Genomic DNA, 16008 nt, shown 5'->3' on the forward strand with positions numbered 1-16008 from the left:
CTTCCAAACACGAGCCGAATCGCTCCGGCCGATCGAGAGGTGGTGTTGCCCCCCGACGGCTGCCGGGCGGGATCCGTGGGTCGGTGTGCTGGCCTTCAGGGTCTGTGCGGTGGGGATCACCGGGCGCTCGGCGGCTCAGCCCTCCGCGGAGAGGATCAGTGCGCTGGTCGGGACTCCGACGCCCGCCGTCACGAGGACGTGGCGTACGCCGTCGGGCTGGTTGGTCGAGGTCCCCCGGACGAGGCGGACGCCCTCCGCGACGCCGTTCGTGCCGTGCAGGTAGGCCTCGCCGATCTGGCCACCGTGGGTGTTGGTCGGCAGCGAGCCGGTGACCTCGAGGTTGCCGTCGGCGACGAAGTCCTTGGCCTCGCCGCGACCGCAGAAGCCGTACTCCTCGAGCTGGTTGAGCACGTACGGGGTGAAGTGGTCGTAGAGGATCGCCGCGTCCATGTCGGCGGGCCCGAGGCCCGACTGGGCCCACAGCTGCCGGGCGCAGAGCTCGACCTCGGGGATCCGGGTCAGGTCCTCGCGGTAGTAGCTGACCATCTGGTACTGGTCCGGTCCGAGGCCCTGGGCCGCCCCGACGATGTAGGCCGGGGTGGCGGGCAGGTCCTTGGCGCGCTCGGCGCTGACGATCACCATCGCCTGACCGCCGTCGGTCTCCTGGCAGCAGTCGAAGAGGTGCAACGGTTCGGCGATCCAGCGGGAGGCCTGGTGCTCGGAGAGGGTGAGCGGCTTGCCGTGGAACCACGCCCGGGGGTTGTTCGCGGCGTGCTTGCGGGCGAGCACGGCGACCCGGCCGTAGTCCTCGCTGGTCGCGCCGTACTCGTGCATGTAGCGACGGGCGAACATCGCGGTGTGCTGGGCCGGGGTGAGCAGGCCGTACGGATTGATCCAGGAGCGGTACTCGTTGTCCGAGGTGGCCTGGGTCTTCGCCGGTGGGGGCCCCTGCCCGAAGCGGACGCCGGAGCGCTCGTTGAAGGCGCGGTAGGTCACGACGACGTCGGCGATGCCGCTCGCGACGGCCATGGCGGCCTGCTGGACGGGAGCGCAGGCGCCGCCCCCGCCGTAGGGGATCCGGGAGAAGAACGTGAGCTCGGGGATGCCCAGGCTGCGGGCGACCATGTTCTCCGGGTTGGTCTCCATGGTGAAGGTCGTCATGCCGTCGACGTCGGCGGGGCGCAGGCCCGCGTCGGCCAGGGCGGCCGAGACGGCCTCCACGGCCAGCTGCAACTCGCTGCGGCCGGAGTCCTTGGAGAACTCCGTCGCGCCGATGCCGACCACCGCGGTGCGGCCCGACAGGAAGGTGGACGTCACGTCACTGCTCCGTTCCGCCGGGGCAGGCGCACGGTCACCTCGGAGACGACGTGCGCGCCCCTGCTGTTCGTGCCCCGCACCGCGACGCGCACGGTGTCCTCCTCGACGCCGACGACCTCTCCGGTCAGTCGCATCGCGTCGCCCGGGAAGTTCGGCGCCCCGAGGCGGGTGCTCAGGCGCAGCAGGCGCGCGGCGGGGCCGGCCCAGTCGGTGACGTAGCGGCCGACGAGCCCGTTGGTGTGGTTGATGCTCATGTAGGTGTCGGGGGTGCCGCGACGCTCGGCCTGGGCCGGGTCGTGGTGCACGTCCTCGTAGTCGCGGGTCGCGAGGGCGCCGGCGACGATGAGGGTCCGGGTCAGTGGGATCTCGAGCCCCGGCAGCGTGTCGCCGAGGCTCACCTGCTCGATGGTGAGGTGCGTGCCGTTCACAGCGGCTCCCCCGCGTCGACGATGTCCGCCAGCTGCTGCAGGTGCCAGGGCCCCGAGCCGGCGGTGTTGGCCAGCTGGGTGGTCCAGAGCATGTAGCGGTGGATCGGGTAGGTGACGTCGGCGCCCATGCCGCCGTGCACGTGCTGCACGGTGCGGGCGACGCGGTCGCCCGCCTCGGCCGCCCAGTACTTCGCGACGTGTACGGCCGCGCGGGAGGACCGCGCGGTCGTCTCGCGCCAGAGCGCGTTGAGGTAGGTGACCTCCATCGCCTCGGTGTCGATGTGGCAGTCGGCGATCTGGTGGGCGACGGCCTGGAAGGTCGCGATCGGCACACCGAACTGCTCGCGGCCGGAGGTGTAGTCGGCGGCCTGCCGCACGGCGGCCTGGCTGATGCCGGTCTGCAGGGCGGCCACGGCGATCCAGACCTGGCGCAGCAGCCAGTCGATCCGGTCCTCCTCCGGTCCCTCGGCGAGCAACTCCCCGGCGGCGTCCTGGAGGTGCACGTCGGAGGCGAGGCCGCGGTCGGTGCGCTCGAAGGTGTCGCGGCGCACGCCGGCGCCAGCGGTCGGCACGAGGTAGAGCCCGACCGTGCCCGCCTCGTCGGTGGCCGGGACGACGATCGCGTCGGCGAGGTGCGCCGAGCGGACGCCGACGGCGCTGCCGCTCAGGGTGACCCCCGCACCGCCGGGCTCGGCGCCGGACCGCGCGCGGACCCGGGCACCGTACGGCCGGGCGTCGGCCAGGTCGTCGACGGCCACGGTGAGGACCGCGTCCCCGGCGGCGACGCGGGGCAGCCAGGCGGCCTGCTGCCCGGCGTCGCCGTAGCGCACCAGCGGCAGGACGCCGCCGACGAGGGTTTCCCACAGCGGGACGGTGGCCAGCGTGCGGCCCTGCTCGACGAAGACCCCGGCGACCTCCCCCATGCCCAGCCCGGCGCCGCCGTGCTCCTCGGGCACGAGCAACCCGAGGACGCCGGACTCGGCCAGGTCGCGGTGCAGGACGCGGTCGAAGCGGTCCGGTCCGGCCTCGATGTCGAAGAGGCGCTGCGGGTCGCCGTTGCGCGAGAAGATGTCGCGCGCCAGGTCGTTGACCGTGACCTGGTCCTCGGCGAGCTGGAAGTCCATCAGTCCTTCTCCTCTTCGGCGGGCTCCGACGCGCAGGGCGCGGCCCGGAAACGCGGCAGGGTGAGGTGCTCGCCGTAGTCGAGCCAGTCGACCTGCACGGGCATGCCGATCTCGACCTCGGCGGCGTCCCCGGCGAAGTCGGCGACGAGGCGGGTGCCCTCCTCGAGATCGACGAGCAGCACGGTGAGCGGGTAGTCGTACCCGGCCGCCTTCGGGTGGTGGCTGACGACGTAGCTGTGCACCGTGCCCCGGCCGCTCGCCTCGACCTCGTGCCAGGCGTACGAGTGGCAGGAGGGGCAGGCCGGGCCGGGCGGGTGGCGGAGCGTGCCGCAGTCGGTGCAGGCCTGGATGACGAGGCGACGCTGCGCGGCGGCCTCGAACCAGAAGGCGTTGTCGCGCAGGACGAACGGCCTGTGCCGCAGCGCCGGGTCGGCGCCGGCCGGCGTCGCGGGCTTGGCGCGGGACGGGTCGAAGCGCAGGATGCGGAAGCGCTGGCGGGCCACGACCTCGTCGTCCTGGTCGGTGTAGACGCGCAGCGTGGTGATGAAGTGGCCGGTGCCCAGCCCCGTGGTCTTGCGCGGGGAGACGTCCTCGATGACGGTCGTCATCTTGATCTCGTCGCCCAGGTGCAGCTCGCGCAGGTACTCGTGCTCGTCGTTGGTCGCGACGACCCCGACGAAGCCGGCCCCGGTGAGGATCGCGAGCAGCCGGGCCATGGGGGTGTCCGACGTGGTGCCCGCGGCGGCGGCCCGGTGGGCCTTGTAGCCGACCATGAGCCAGGTGGACAGCATCGGCGGCGGGGCGACGACACCCGCGCGGCCGGTGTCCCGGGCGGCCCGCTCGTCGACGTAGACGGGGTTCTCGTCGTCCATCGCCTCGACGAAGTGGCGGATCATCGCCTGGTTGACGGCGTCCTGGGCGTAGCGGGTGGGCGTGGCCTCCAGGCCGACGAATTCGCGCAGGCGGTCGAGGAAGGCCTGCTCGTCGGTGGCGTCGGGGGCCGGGGGCCGCGTCGTGGTGCTCATGCGGACCGTCCCTTGCGCGGCATGCCGAGGCCGGCGACCGCGATCATGTCGCGCAGCACCTCGTTGGTGCCGCCGCCGAAGGTGTTGATGTAGGAGCCGCGGGTGTAGGCCTCGAGCTGTCCGCCGAGGACGGCGTCCGGGGCACCGGGGCGCCGGGTCGCGCGGGGCCCGACGACGGACACGAGGTTGCGGCAGACCCGGTCGTGGGTCTCCGTGCCGTAGACCTTGGCGACCGACGCGGCGGCGGGGGCCGGGTTCTCGCCCTCCCCGACGACGGCGATCTTCCAGTTGAGCAGCCGCATCGCGGTCAGCTCGGCGTAGTCGCGGGCCAGCTCCGTGCGCACCCACGGCTTGTCGAGGACGCGGACCCCGTCGGCGTCGGGCTCGGCGGCCCACGCGGCGACGTCGGTCCACAGCTGCTCGGTGCGCCCGCCCATGGCGGCCAGGCCCACCCGCTCGTGACCGAGCTGGCCGGTGATGAGGCGCCAGCCGCCGTTGACCTCGCCGACGAGGGCCTCGGGGCCGACGCGCACGTCCTCGTAGTAGGAGGCGTTGGTGTGGGTGATGCCGCTGGTGGCGATCGGCGTGCAGCTGAAGCCGGGGCCCGAGGCCGGCACGATGAGGATGGTGATGCCCTTGTGCTTCGGGGCGTCGGGGTCGGTGCGCACGGCCAGCCAGACGAAGTCGGCCTGGCTGACGCCGCTGGTGAAGACCTTCTGGCCGTTGACGACCCAGCCCCCCTCGGGCGTGGCCTCGGCCCTGGTGCGCAGCGAGGCGAGGTCGGTGCCGGAGCCCGGCTCGCTGTAGCCGATGGCGAAGATGACGTCGCCGGTGAGCATGCCCGGCAGGTAGGTGCGCTTCTGCTCCTCGGTGCCGTGGCGCATGAGCATCGGGCCGATGTTGTTGATGGTGACGAAGGGGAACGGCGCCTGGGCGCGATTGATCTCGTCGAAGAGGATGTACTGGTCGACCGCCGGGCGGCCCTGGCCGCCGAACTCCTTGGGCCAACCGAGCCCGAGCAGGCCGTCCCTGCCGATCTGCCGGATGATCTCGCGGTACGCCGGACGGTCCTCGTTGGTGCCGCCGAGCGCCTCGCGGACCTCGGGCGTGAGCAGGCGCGCGAAGTAGGCGCGCAGCTCCCGGCTCAGCTCGCGCTGTTCTGGGGTGTACTCCAGGTACATGGATGTCCTTTCTCGCAAGCGTGCGGCGCCAGTCGTGGCCGGGCGGTCAGGTGGCTGGCAAGAGCGCGGTGCGCCCGTTGTCGGCGAACTGCTTCTCGAGGTCCCGGACGTCTTCGGTGGTGAGCGGGCGGTACGCGGTGGACGCACCGTCGCGGACGTAGACGGGGTCGGTCGTGACCCAGGCGGCACGCCGCAGGACCTGCTTGGCGACCTTGCTGTTGCCCGTGGTGGGGATCTCGGCGACGATCCGTACGAAGCGGGGCCGCCACTTCGTACCGAGGTCGGCCTGCTCGTCGAGGAAGGCGGTGAACGCCTCGGGGTCGAAGCTGGCGCCGGCGCGCAACTGGAGCGCGCACATGACCTGGTCACCGGTGCGCGGGTCGGGCACGGCGAAGACCGGCGCGACCGCCACCCGGTCCCAGCGCTCGATGATCCGCTCGGCGGGTCCGGCGGCGAAGTTCTCGCTGTCGACGCGGATCCACTCCGAGGAGCGGCCGGCGAAGTAGAAGTAGCCGTCGGCGTCGCGGTAGGCCAGGTCCCCGGACCAGAAGTCCTCGCCGCGGATCCGCTCGGCGGCGGCCTCGGGGTTCTTGTAGTAGCCCTCGAACCGGGCCGCCATGCCGACTCCGACGAGCTGGCCGATGGCCTCCTCGGCGTTGACGAGCCGTCCGGTCGCGTCGATCCTGGCCGGCGGGCACTCCAGCCCGGTGGTCTCGTTCATGACCTTGATCTCGGCGCCGGCGACGGCCACGCCGAGCGCCTCGTCGGGTGTCCCGGGGGTGCGGTTGATCCGCATGACGCCCTCGCTGGAGCCGTAGCCCTCGGAGATGACGACGCCGAAACGCCGGCCGAAGCGGGCGATGTCGGCGGCCGAGGCCTCGGTGCCGACGGCGCGGCGCAGCGTGCTCGTCGCGTCGCGGGGGTCGACCGGCTGGGCCAGGACGTAGGCGAGGGCCCGGCCGACGTAGTTGAAGTAGGTGACGCCGTGCTCGTGCACGTCGCGCACGAAGCCGGACGCGGAGAACCTGCGGACCATGCAGATCGTGGCGCCGCAGACCATGGCGGGCCCGAGGTTGAGCATGACGGCGTTGCCGTGGAACAGCGGCATCGACAGGTAGCTGACCGAGTCGCGGGTCAGCTCGGTGCGGGCGAGCAGCGCCTCGGAGATCGCGGCGAGCCGCCCGTGCGAGCAGATGACCGCCTTGGGTGCCCCGGTCGAGCCCGAGGAGAACATGAGCAGCAGGTTGGCGCCGGGGTCGACCGCGTCGACGGGCACCGGCGCGCCGGCGCGCCGGGCCAGCCAGTCGGCGTACTCCGGGGTGTCGACGTTGCGCACCTGCCCGGCGGGGATGCCCAGGTCCAGCCCGTCGACGAGACCAGCGAGGCGGTTCTCGGTGATGAGCAGGTCGCAGTCGGTGTGCCGTACGTCGTGGGCCAGTTCGGCGCCGCGTCGGGTCGGGTTGATCCCGACGACGGTGGCACCGGACAGCGCGGCCGCGCAGATCCAGTACACGTAGTCGGGGGTGTTCTCCAGGAGCACCCCCAGGTGCAGCGGCTTGCCCTCGGGCCGGGGCACGTCGGCCAGGGCGGCGGCCCGGTCGGCGGCTTCCTGCACGACCTCGCCCCAGGTGATCGTGCGGCCCTCGAAGAGGAGGCCCGGGTGGTCGTCGCCCATGCGCCCGCGCACGATGTCGGCGAAGACGGCGGGTCCCGAGCTTCGGGCTACCGGGGTCTGGGGCGTCATCGACGTCGCTCCGTTTCGTTCGTCGTCGACTGCGGATCAGCAATAGCAAGCAAGCGCTTGGTCGAGAGCGTAGGGTGAGGTGTGACGCAGGTCAAGGCCTTGACAAGGCTTCCCATGGGCAGTCCTCGGCGAGCGCCGAACGCACCCGGTCGGTGTCCTCGCCACGACGGCGCGGGGCCCGCGGGATCCCGGCGGGCGTCCGCGAGAAGCGGGGCACCGGAGCCGGCTGGGCGACCCCCTCGACCTCGACGACGGCGCGCCGGGCCCGCACCTGCGGGTGCTCGGCCGACTCGGCGACGTCCAGCACCGGGTGCACGCAGGCGTCGATGCCCTCGAAAACGCTGATCCACCTCTGCCGGGTGCGTCCCGCGAAGACCGTCGCGATCCGCTCGGCCCAGCCGGCCCACCCCGACGTGTCGAACTGCCCCGGCCCGTCCTCCGGGTCGAGACCGAGAGTGAGCAGGAACGTGCGGTAGAACTTCGCCTCGATGGCCGCGACGGACATGAACCTGTCGTCGGCGGTGCGGTACACCCGGTAGAAGTGCGCCCCGCCGTCGAGGTAGTTCGTCCCCCGGGTGAGGTTCCAGGCGCCGCGCGCGAGCATCGAGTGGACGACGACGGTGAGCAGCCCGCTGCCCTCCATCATCGAGGAGTCCACGACCTGCCCACGCCCGGAGGAGGCGCGCTCGTGCAGGGCGGCCAGGACGCCGAAGGCCAGCACCATGCCGCCGCCGGCGAAGTCGGCCAGGTACATCGGCGGCACGACGGGTCCGTGCTCGGGCAGGCCGATCGTGTCGAGCACCCCGGAGACGGCGATGTAGTTCAGGTCGTGCCCGGCGGCTGCGGCGAGGGGACCGTCCTGGCCCCAGCCGGTCATCCGCGCCACGACAAGGCGTGGGTACCGCCCGGTGAGGTCGGCCGGGTCCAGGCCGAGACGTTCGAGCACCCCGGGACGGAACGGGTCGAGCAGCACGTCCGCGTCGGCGAGCAGCCGGTGCACGAGCAGCCGGTCGGCCTCGGACTTCAGGTCGAGCGTGACGGTCGTACGGCTGCGGTCGATCGCGTTGACCTGCGCGCGCTCCCGCCGGTCGGGCTCACCGGGCGGGTCGACCCGCACGACCTGGGCACCGAGGTCGGCGAGCATCATCGTCGCGAACGGCACCGGCCCCTGCCCACCGAGTTCGACGAGGCGCAGGCCGGCCAGCGGCCCCTCGGACCGCTGGCCGGTGGCCGGGCCGGGGGCGGCACTCACGCCTGCTCCCCGGCGCCGGCCGGGACCCGGGTGCCGGTCACGGCACGGGGGTCCGTGCTCCACGTCCGCGGGGTCACGCCCTCGTCGCGCAGGACCCGTTTGAGGACCCGTCCGACGGCGTTCTTGGGCAGCTCGGTGCGGACCTCGATGTGGGAGGGGACGGCGTACCGCGGGATCCGCGGGTGCAGCCACTCGAAGAGCTCCGCGGGATCGATCCGCGCGCCGGGCGCGGGCACGACCGTCACCTTGAGGTCGTCCTCGGCCAGCGGGGACGGGACCGCGTGCACGGCGACCTCGCCGACGGCCGGGTGGGCCGCGACGATGCCCTCGATCTCGAAGCTGGAGATGTTCTCGCCGCCGCGGCGCAGGTAGTCCTTGCCACGGTCGACGAAGTAGAGGTAGCCGTCCTCGTCGAGACGGCCGTAGTCACCGCAGTGGAACCACAGGCCCCGGAAGACCTCCAGGGTCTTCTCCGGCTGGCGCCAGTAGCCGTTGAACATGATCGCGGGGCGGGTGGGGCGGGCGACGATCTCGCCGACCTCGCCGACGGGCAGCGGGTTGTCGTGCTCGTCGACGATGCGCACCTCGAAGGACTCGTTGACCTTGCCGGCGGCCCCGGCGCGGTAGCCCCCCGGCGGGGTGAGCGTGATCAGGCTGGCCTCGGTCAGGCCGTAGGCGCCCGAGCCGACCCGCTCGACGCCGAACCGCTCGGTCCAGCGGGCAGCGAGGTCGGCGGTGACCGGCGAGCCGGACACGACGCGCAGCTGGCCGAAGGCCCTGCGGGCAGCCTCGGACTCGGGGGCGCCGACGATCATCGGCAGCATCGAGCCCATGAGCGCGGCCATCGTCGCGCGGGAGCGCAGGATCTCGTCCCAGAAGCCACTGACCGAGAAACGCTGCGCGACGTCCATGGCCGAGCCGAGCTGGAGCGAGCCCATGACGTGCCCGACGGCGGCCATGTGGAACAACGGCATCGCCGACCACAGGACGTCACCGGAGTGGCGCTCGAGGTTCTCGTGCATCTGGCGGGCCATGTTCGCCACGAAGCCGTGGCTGACCATGCACGCCTTGGACGGTCCGGTCGTGCCGGCGGTGTAGATGAGGTGGCTGGTGGCGTACGCGTCGAGGTCCGGGGTGGTCGTCACCGCCGGGCCCCCGGAGACGGCGGCGTCGAAGTCGATCACCTCGGTGGCCCAGGCGGGTACCGGGCCCGGGGAGGGCCGCCCGGCCCCGGGGCCGCCGACGAGGACCGGCACCCGTAGCCCCGTGCCGACGAGTGCGTCGTCCAGGACGGGGACGAACTCGTCCTCGACGATCATCGCGACCGGGCCGGCGTCGAGCACCTGGTGGGCCAGTACCGGGCCGCGGTTGCTCGTGTTGAGCGGGACGGCGAAACCACCGCAGAGCGTCGTCGCCCACCAGGCCAGCAGGGCCGGGCGGCCGTTGCGGGCGAGGATGACGACGCGGTCGCCGGGAGCGACGCGGTCGGCGAGGAACCCGGCGAGGCGACGCGACGCGGCCTCCAGCTCCGCCACGGTGAACGGGGTGCGGGCGAGGGTGAGGGTGAGGTCCGGCTGCTCGTCGAGCACGCGGGACAGGGCGGGCAGGAGGGGGGTGGCAGCGGTGGGACGGGTCACGGGCTCTGGCTACCTTTCTTCGGGCCGACCGGTCGCGGGGGGCGACCCGCCGTTCCACGGAGGGGACCGGGCGCTCAGCCCTTCGTCATCGCGACGGTGCGCAGGTCGAACAGCCCGAGGTTGGTCCACGGCAGCTGCTCGGCCCCGAGGACCTTCGGGGAGGCGATGGTGGCGTTGGTGAGGTTGCAGACCGGGATGAACCACGCCTCGGTGAACAGCCGCTCCCACAGCTGGTGGTACTGCTTGGCCCGCTGCTCGACGCCGGAGCGGGGGTCGGCGGCCCTGGCCGCGAGCGGGGCGATGGTCTCGGGATCGGTGGCGAGCTTGTAGTTGCCGGTGAGGTAGTTGTTCACCGTGCCCGCCGGGTCGAGGCGCGGGTTGAAGGTGTTGGACACCTCGAGCTCGAAGTCGCCGGCGATGAAGCGGGCCTCGGTCTCGGAGTTCGGCGTCGGGTTGAGCTTCGCGTCGATGCCGGCCTGGGACAGGGCGGCCTGGATGGCGGTGGCGGGCTGCTCGGTGTTGGTGCCGGCGGAGAAGCTGATCGACACCTTGGCCCCGCCGACCTCCGCGATGAGCGCCTTGGCCTTGGCCAGGTCGTACTCGTACGGGTAGGTCGCCGCCGGGTCCGCCCACGGGCTGTTCGGGTAGATGCTGCGGGTGGGCGTGCAGGTGTCGGCGAAGAGCGCGCGGATGGCGGCCGGGTCGACCGAGCGTGCGATGGCCTCACGGACCCGCTTGTCCCTGAGGTCGCCCATGTCGGCGCGCAGCAGGATGCCGAGGACGTTGCGGTACGGGCGGGTGGTCACCCTGAGCTGGCCGGCCTCGCCGAGCTGGCGGGCCTGGACGACCTCGTTGGCCGAGGAGACGAAGCTGAGGTCGGTCTGACCGCTGATGACGCCGTTGAGTCGGGTCGCGCCCTCGGGGACACGGGTGATCTCCATCCCGGCGAGACGCCCGGCGGCCGGGTCCCAGTAGGCGCCTTCGGCCCGCTTGACGACGTACTTCTCGTTGGGCACGAACTCGGTGACGACGTACGGGCCGGAGCCGGCGTTGCCGGGGGCGAGCTTGAGGTCGACGCCGTCGGCGATCGCCTTGGGCGAGACCACCATGCCGGCGGCGGTGGCGAGGGCCGAGGGGAGCACCGCGCCGGTGCCGGGCCTGAGGTCGAGGCGCACGGTGTGCGCGTCGACGACGGTGACCCCGGTGATGTCGGCGAGGTCCTGCTTGACGGTGCTCGTCGGCAGCGTCTGGCCGCGCTCGATGTTGACCTTGACGGCGTTGGCGTCGAAGGGCGTCCCGTCGTGGAAGGTGACGTCGTCACGCAGGGCGAGCTGAAGGTAGGAGCCGTCCTCGGCGTAGGTCCACGAGACCGCCAGGCCGGGGACGATCTCGTCCTTGGCGTCGACCATGGTCAGCCGGTCGTAGATCAGCGTGAGGTAGGGATAGCCGCCGGGGGCCGGCTGGGCCGGGTCGAGGTTCTGGAACGGGGACGAGGCCGTCACCCGCAGCACGGCGTCGGGATCGACCGTGCCCGTGGCGGCACCGGTGGCGCCGGGGTTGCCGCCCGGGGTGCCGGTGCAGGCTCCGACGGCGAGCGTGGCGAACAGGGTGACGGCGACGGCGAGGCGTCGGTGGTGCGGACGACGGGGCACGGTGTTCCTTTCCTGACCTGCGGTCCGAGTGCTGACCTGCGGTCCGAGCCGGGAGCGGCTACGCGGCCGTCGGCGGGGTCCCGGTGGCCGGGATTGCCGGCGTGTCGTTCGGCAGTGGCCGGTGAGGGGCGGTGGTGGCGGCGGGTGAAGGCAGGTGTCGGCGGGGTGGCGCGGGGCTGGAGCTGATCGGGTCGGCATCCCCCGAGGACTTCCGGCCTGACGCCGCGCCGTCATCCAACCAAGCGCTCGCTTGGGAACGGTAGGGGCCGGCCGCAGGTGCGTCAATAGCCGGACGGCACCGCGGCCCACCGGGGAACGACGCCGCAACCGACCGGGAACGACGCCGCAACCACCCGGGGAACGACGCCGCGACCACCCGGGGAACGACTCCGGGCGCAGCCGTTGCCAGCACGCCCCCGGGTCGCTAAAGTTCGATCAAGCAAGCGCTTGGTTGCCCGGTCCGGTCAAAGGAGTCCGCACGGTGGAAGCCATCCTCGCCACGGCACAGCCCCGCGACGCCGGCATCGATGCCGTCGCCTCCGCCACCCGCCGGCTCGTCGACGCGATCACCCGCGCGGGCGGAGCCGTCGACGCCGACGCCGACCGGATCGTGGCCGACCTCGACGTGCTCACCGCCCGGATCGACGCCCACGCCCCGGCCCTCTCCGAGCGGATCGCGACGATGTGGCGCCAGCCCGGTCCGGGCCGATTCGACCCCGCCGGCGGCACCGAGAACCCGCTGTCGCCGCCGGTGAGTCTCTGGGTCGAACCGGACGGCTCGCTTCGCGGCGAGGTCACCCTGAGGCTGGCCTTCCAGGGGCCGCCGGGGCACGTGCACGGCGGCACCTCGGCCATGCTCATGGACCACGCCCTCGGCATCGCCAACGCCCGCGCCGGGTTTGCCGCGGTGACCGTCGGGCTCGACGTCTCCTTCCGCGCGGCCATCCCGATCGGCTCGACGATCACGATCCTGGCCCGGCACGACGGGCGCGACGGGCGCAAGGTGCGCAGCTCCGGCGAGCTGCGCGTCGGTGGCCTGACGTGCGTCACGGCCACCGGCACCTTCGTGCTGATGGACGACCCGTCGACGCGGGACAGGTTCCGACGGCTCTCGAGGGAGCAGGCATGAGCACGGGTCCCGAACCGGCCACCGCCGCACCCGGTCCGCTCGCCGGCCGCGGTGCACTCGTCATCGGCGGGGGCGGTGGCTTCGGCCGCGCCATCGCCGCCGCACTCGCCACCGACGGGGCCGCCGTGACGATCATGGGGCGTACCGAGGCGACGCTGCGGGCGGCGGCCGCGACGATCGCCGCAGCCGCTCCCGGGGCGCTGCCGGTGCGGATCAGCGTCGGCGACTCCACCGTCGAGCAGGACGTGGCCGCCGCCGTACGCGTCGCCGACGGGACCCCGTTGGCAGCCGTCGTCACGACGGTCGGCGGCGGCACCTTCCGTCCCGTGCTCGCCCTCGACGCCGAGACCCTCGAGCACGACTTCCGGCGCAACGTCACGACGGCGCTGCACGCGATCCGGCACGGCGGACAGGCCCTAGCCGCGCAGGGTGGGGGCTCGATCGTGTGCACCTCCTCGAGCGCGGGCGGGCACTCCTTCCCGTTCATGCCGTCGTACTCGGTGAGCAAGGCCGCGCTCGAGGCGCTCGTGCGGGTCGCCGCCGATGAGCTGGGCCACCTCGGGGTGCGGGTCAACGTCGTGCGGCCCGGCATCGTGGCCACCGACGGGGAGAACCCGGGCCTGCTGCTGGCCGACCCCGAGCTGGCCGCCGCGACCGTCGCCGAGAAGCCCCTGTCGCGGGTCGGGCGCGCCGAGGACGTCGCCGGCGCGGTCCGCTTCCTGTGCGGTCCCGAGTCCTCGTGGATCACCGGCGCGTACCTGCCGGTCGAGGGCGGGGCACACCTGCGCCGCGCGCCCCGGCTGGAGAAACTCGCCCGGATCGTCAGTGGCGACGAGGTCGTCGACGCCGCCCTGGCCGGCCGCATCACATGACGGCCCCGCAGGTGCCCGCCACCCGGATGGAGCTGACCACGACGCTGCCGACGACGACGGCGCTGCGCGAGGTGCCCGCGGTCGTGGCGCGCATCGAACGGCTCGGCTTCGACACCGTGCACGTCCCCGAGACGACGCACGACTCGTTGGCGGTCGCCCTGCTCGCCGCCGAGCACAGCAGCCGGATCACCGTGCGCACCAGCATGACGCTGGCCTTCCCCCGCAGCCCCATGGTGACCGCGTACGCCGCGTGGGACCTCGCGCGGTTCTCCGAGGGGCGCTTCCAGCTCGGTCTGGCCACCCAGGTACGCGGCAACATCGTCGGCCGTTTCTCGGTGCCGTGGGACCGACCAGCCGCACAGCTGCGCGACTACCTCGCCGCGATCCGGGCGATCTTCGCCGCGTTCACCACGGGCGGGCCTCTCCAGCACGAGGGCAGCCACTACCGCTTCACCCGGCTCCAGCCCTACTTCAACCCCGGCCCGCTGTCGACCGCGGCCCCGGCGCTCTACACCGGCGGGGTCAACCGGCGCGTCTGTGAGGTGGCCGGCGAACTCGCCGACGGCTTCGTCACCCACGCGACGAACTCGCACCCGAGCCACCTGCGCACGGTCGTGCTCCCCGGACTCCGCGCCGGGGCCGAGCGGGCCGGACGCGCCGGCATCCCACGGGTCGTCGTGGTGTCCAAGTCGATCACCGGTCGGACGCCGGCCGCGCTCGCCGCGAGCCGCGACGCCGCCCGTCAGGAGCTGGCGTTCCTCTTCTCCACTCCGGCCTACCGCACGACCCTGGACCGGCTCGGCCTGGGCCGGGTCGGCGAACGGCTCGCCGAGATGGCCGCCTCCGGGCGCTGGGCGGGACTCGCCGACACCCTCGACGACGAGACTATGGCCACGCTCATCCCGCACGGCACCTATGCCGAACTCCCGGACGTGCTCGAGCAGGCCTACGGCGGGCTCGCCGACGGGCTCGGCCTCGGGCTGCCGCTCGACCCGGACGACGACGAGGACTTCGGCGCGCTGCTCGCCCGCCTCCGGCTCATCCCCACCGGTGCCGCGGCCGGCGAACCGCCCGCGACCGATAGGACCACCAGCGCGACGCCCCGCGGCGCCGGATCGGAGAGCGAATCATGACCGCACGCGTCGGGCTGCTCACCCCGGTCGTCGTCCAGCATCCGCGCACCGCGGCCGGCTGGGAACGGGACGTCCTGACCGGCCCCGACGTCGGCGGCACGTTGCTGGCCATCGCCCGTGCCGCCGACGACCTGGGCTACCACCACCTGACGTGCAGCGAGCACGTCGCCGTGCCCACCCCGATCGCCGTCGAGCGGGGCGCGACGTACTTCGACCCCGTGGCCACGCTGTCGTTCCTCGCCTCGGCGACGCGCCGCGTCCGGCTCGCGACGAACGTCCTCGTCATCGGCTACCACCACCCGCTGTCCCTCGCCAAGACCTACGGCACCCTCGACCTGCTCAGCGGCGGTCGCGTCATCCTCGGCGTCGGGGTGGGCAGCCTCGAGGAGGAGTTCGACCTGCTCGGCGCCGAGTTCGCCGAGCGCGGTGCGGTCGCGGACGAGGCGATCGTGGCCCTGCGCGCCGCATGGGGCAGGGCCGTGCCGCACCACGAGGGGCCCCGCTTCACGTTCACCGACTTCGTCGTCGAACCGCACGCGCCGCGCACAGCGGTGCCGCTGTGGTTCGGTGGGCGCACCCGCCGCTCGCTGCGCCGCGCCGTCGCGCACGGCACCGGGTGGGCGCCGTTCGGCCTCGGGCCGCAGGAGCTGACCCGCCTGTGGACCTCCGTGGAGCGCCCGGACGCGTTCGACCTCGTGCTCCAGATCCCGCCGCTCGACCCGCTCGGGGACCCGGACGGCGCCCGCGAGCACCTGCGCACCGCCGATGCCGTCGGGGCGACCGCGGTCAACGCGAGCCTGGTGGCCACCTCGGCGACCCATCACGTCGAACAGATGGCCGCGCTGCGCGAGCTGACCCCGGAACGCTTCGAGACGAACGCCTCCACGACCTGACCGGCCACCGGCCGGATCGGCCCGCGAGAAGCCCGATCGAAAGGCACCCACCATGACCGACTCGGAGCCCGACCGGCTCACCCTGCTCGAAGCGCGCCTCGCCCGGGCCGAACGGCGCCTCGCCGTCGCCGAGGACCAGCTCGCCCTGTGGCACGTCGTCGCCGGCTACGGCCCCGCCGTGGACAGCGGCTCAGCCGAGGCCACCGCCCAGATGTGGACCGAGGAGGGCGTGTACGACACCTACCCGGTCGTCCTGCACGGCCGGGACGCGCTGCGCGGCATGGTGACCGGTGCGCGGCACCAGGCCCTGATCCAGGCCGGTGCCGCCCACCTGATGGGCCTGCCGCACATCGTCGTCGACGGCGACCGGGCCGTGGTGACGAACTACTCGCAGCTCGTGCTCAACGCTCCCGACGAGAACGGCTACCGGATCTGGCGCACCGGCGCAAACCGGTGGGAGTTCACCCGCACCGACGACGGCTGGAAGGTGACCCACCGCTGGAACCGCCAGCTCGACGGCACCGACGAGGGCCGCGACCTCCTCGCCCGCGCCGTCGGGTCCGAGGCCTGAGCCCGTCGGCATCGGCCTCAGCGCTCCGGTCCTGGCCGACTCCGGGTGCC

General features: G+C 73.2%; 14 protein-coding genes. 5 read left to right on the forward strand and 9 right to left on the reverse strand.

Going from position 1 to position 16008, the window contains the following annotated elements; all coding sequences use genetic code 11:
• Positions 1-135: 135 nt before the first annotated feature.
• The 9 genes from AB0F58_RS02085 to AB0F58_RS02125 all read right to left on the reverse strand — a co-directional run bounded on the left by AB0F58_RS02085 (position 136) and on the right by AB0F58_RS02125 (position 11360).
• Positions 136-1317: a lipid-transfer protein gene (locus AB0F58_RS02085; RefSeq protein WP_357136608.1), complete on the reverse strand. Its 1182-nt coding sequence runs from the start codon at positions 1315-1317 to the stop codon at positions 136-138.
• On the reverse strand, positions 1314-1745 hold the full coding sequence (locus AB0F58_RS02090; protein ID WP_357136611.1) for a MaoC/PaaZ C-terminal domain-containing protein: 432 nt from the start codon (positions 1743-1745) through the stop codon (positions 1314-1316). Before AB0F58_RS02090 ends, AB0F58_RS02085 begins: the two co-directional genes overlap by 4 nt.
• Positions 1742-2869 (reverse strand): acyl-CoA dehydrogenase family protein, encoded by a 1128-nt coding sequence (locus tag AB0F58_RS02095; protein ID WP_357136613.1) that lies wholly within the window; start codon positions 2867-2869, stop codon positions 1742-1744. The genes AB0F58_RS02090 and AB0F58_RS02095 overlap by 4 nt, the downstream gene beginning before the upstream one ends.
• On the reverse strand, positions 2869-3894 hold the full coding sequence (locus AB0F58_RS02100; RefSeq protein ID WP_357136616.1) for a MaoC family dehydratase N-terminal domain-containing protein: 1026 nt from the start codon (positions 3892-3894) through the stop codon (positions 2869-2871). The genes AB0F58_RS02095 and AB0F58_RS02100 overlap by 1 nt, the downstream gene beginning before the upstream one ends.
• Positions 3891-5075 (reverse strand): acyl-CoA dehydrogenase family protein, encoded by a 1185-nt coding sequence (locus AB0F58_RS02105; RefSeq protein WP_357136618.1) that lies wholly within the window; start codon positions 5073-5075, stop codon positions 3891-3893. Before AB0F58_RS02105 ends, AB0F58_RS02100 begins: the two co-directional genes overlap by 4 nt.
• A gap of 46 nt (positions 5076-5121) precedes the next feature.
• Entirely contained in the window at positions 5122-6819 is a 1698-nt protein-coding gene (locus tag AB0F58_RS02110) for an AMP-binding protein (RefSeq protein ID WP_357136621.1), read from the reverse strand.
• Between the two features lie 91 nt (positions 6820-6910).
• Positions 6911-8071 carry a CaiB/BaiF CoA-transferase family protein gene (locus tag AB0F58_RS02115; RefSeq protein ID WP_357136625.1) on the reverse strand — a complete coding sequence of 387 codons (1161 nt, stop codon included), beginning with the start codon at positions 8069-8071 and terminating at the stop codon, positions 6911-6913.
• Positions 8068-9708, reverse strand: coding sequence for an AMP-binding protein (locus AB0F58_RS02120; protein ID WP_357136627.1), 1641 nt, complete (start codon positions 9706-9708; stop codon positions 8068-8070). The genes AB0F58_RS02115 and AB0F58_RS02120 overlap by 4 nt, the downstream gene beginning before the upstream one ends.
• Positions 9709-9782: 74 nt before the next feature.
• The gene (locus AB0F58_RS02125) at positions 9783-11360 is read right to left on the reverse strand and encodes an ABC transporter substrate-binding protein (protein ID WP_357136629.1); all 1578 of its coding nucleotides are present in this window, start codon (positions 11358-11360) and stop codon (positions 9783-9785) included.
• Positions 11361-11841: 481 nt separating this feature from the next.
• Here AB0F58_RS02125 and AB0F58_RS02130 point away from each other — a divergent pair, with 481 nt between their 5' ends.
• Genes AB0F58_RS02130 through AB0F58_RS02150 form a run of 5 tightly spaced genes read left to right on the forward strand, consistent with a single transcriptional unit; the run spans position 11842 to position 15958 of the window.
• Positions 11842-12489 carry a PaaI family thioesterase gene (locus AB0F58_RS02130; RefSeq protein WP_357136632.1) on the forward strand — a complete coding sequence of 216 codons (648 nt, stop codon included), beginning with the start codon at positions 11842-11844 and terminating at the stop codon, positions 12487-12489.
• Positions 12486-13361 carry an SDR family oxidoreductase gene (locus AB0F58_RS02135; protein WP_357136635.1) on the forward strand — a complete coding sequence of 292 codons (876 nt, stop codon included), beginning with the start codon at positions 12486-12488 and terminating at the stop codon, positions 13359-13361. Before AB0F58_RS02130 ends, AB0F58_RS02135 begins: the two co-directional genes overlap by 4 nt.
• Positions 13358-14494 (forward strand): TIGR03617 family F420-dependent LLM class oxidoreductase, encoded by a 1137-nt coding sequence (locus AB0F58_RS02140; protein WP_357136636.1) that lies wholly within the window; start codon positions 13358-13360, stop codon positions 14492-14494. The genes AB0F58_RS02135 and AB0F58_RS02140 overlap by 4 nt, the downstream gene beginning before the upstream one ends.
• A complete protein-coding gene (locus AB0F58_RS02145) occupies positions 14491-15387 on the forward strand; it encodes an LLM class F420-dependent oxidoreductase (RefSeq protein WP_357136638.1) in 897 nt (298 codons plus the stop codon). The genes AB0F58_RS02140 and AB0F58_RS02145 overlap by 4 nt, the downstream gene beginning before the upstream one ends.
• Before the next feature lie 52 nt (positions 15388-15439).
• Positions 15440-15958, forward strand: coding sequence for a nuclear transport factor 2 family protein (locus AB0F58_RS02150; protein WP_357136639.1), 519 nt, complete (start codon positions 15440-15442; stop codon positions 15956-15958).
• Positions 15959-16008: the final 50 nt, after the last annotated feature.

Origin of the sequence: Micromonospora sp. NPDC023956 (genome assembly GCF_040639195.1) — a bacterium.
Taxonomy (GTDB): Bacteria; Actinomycetota; Actinomycetes; order Mycobacteriales; family Micromonosporaceae; genus Micromonospora.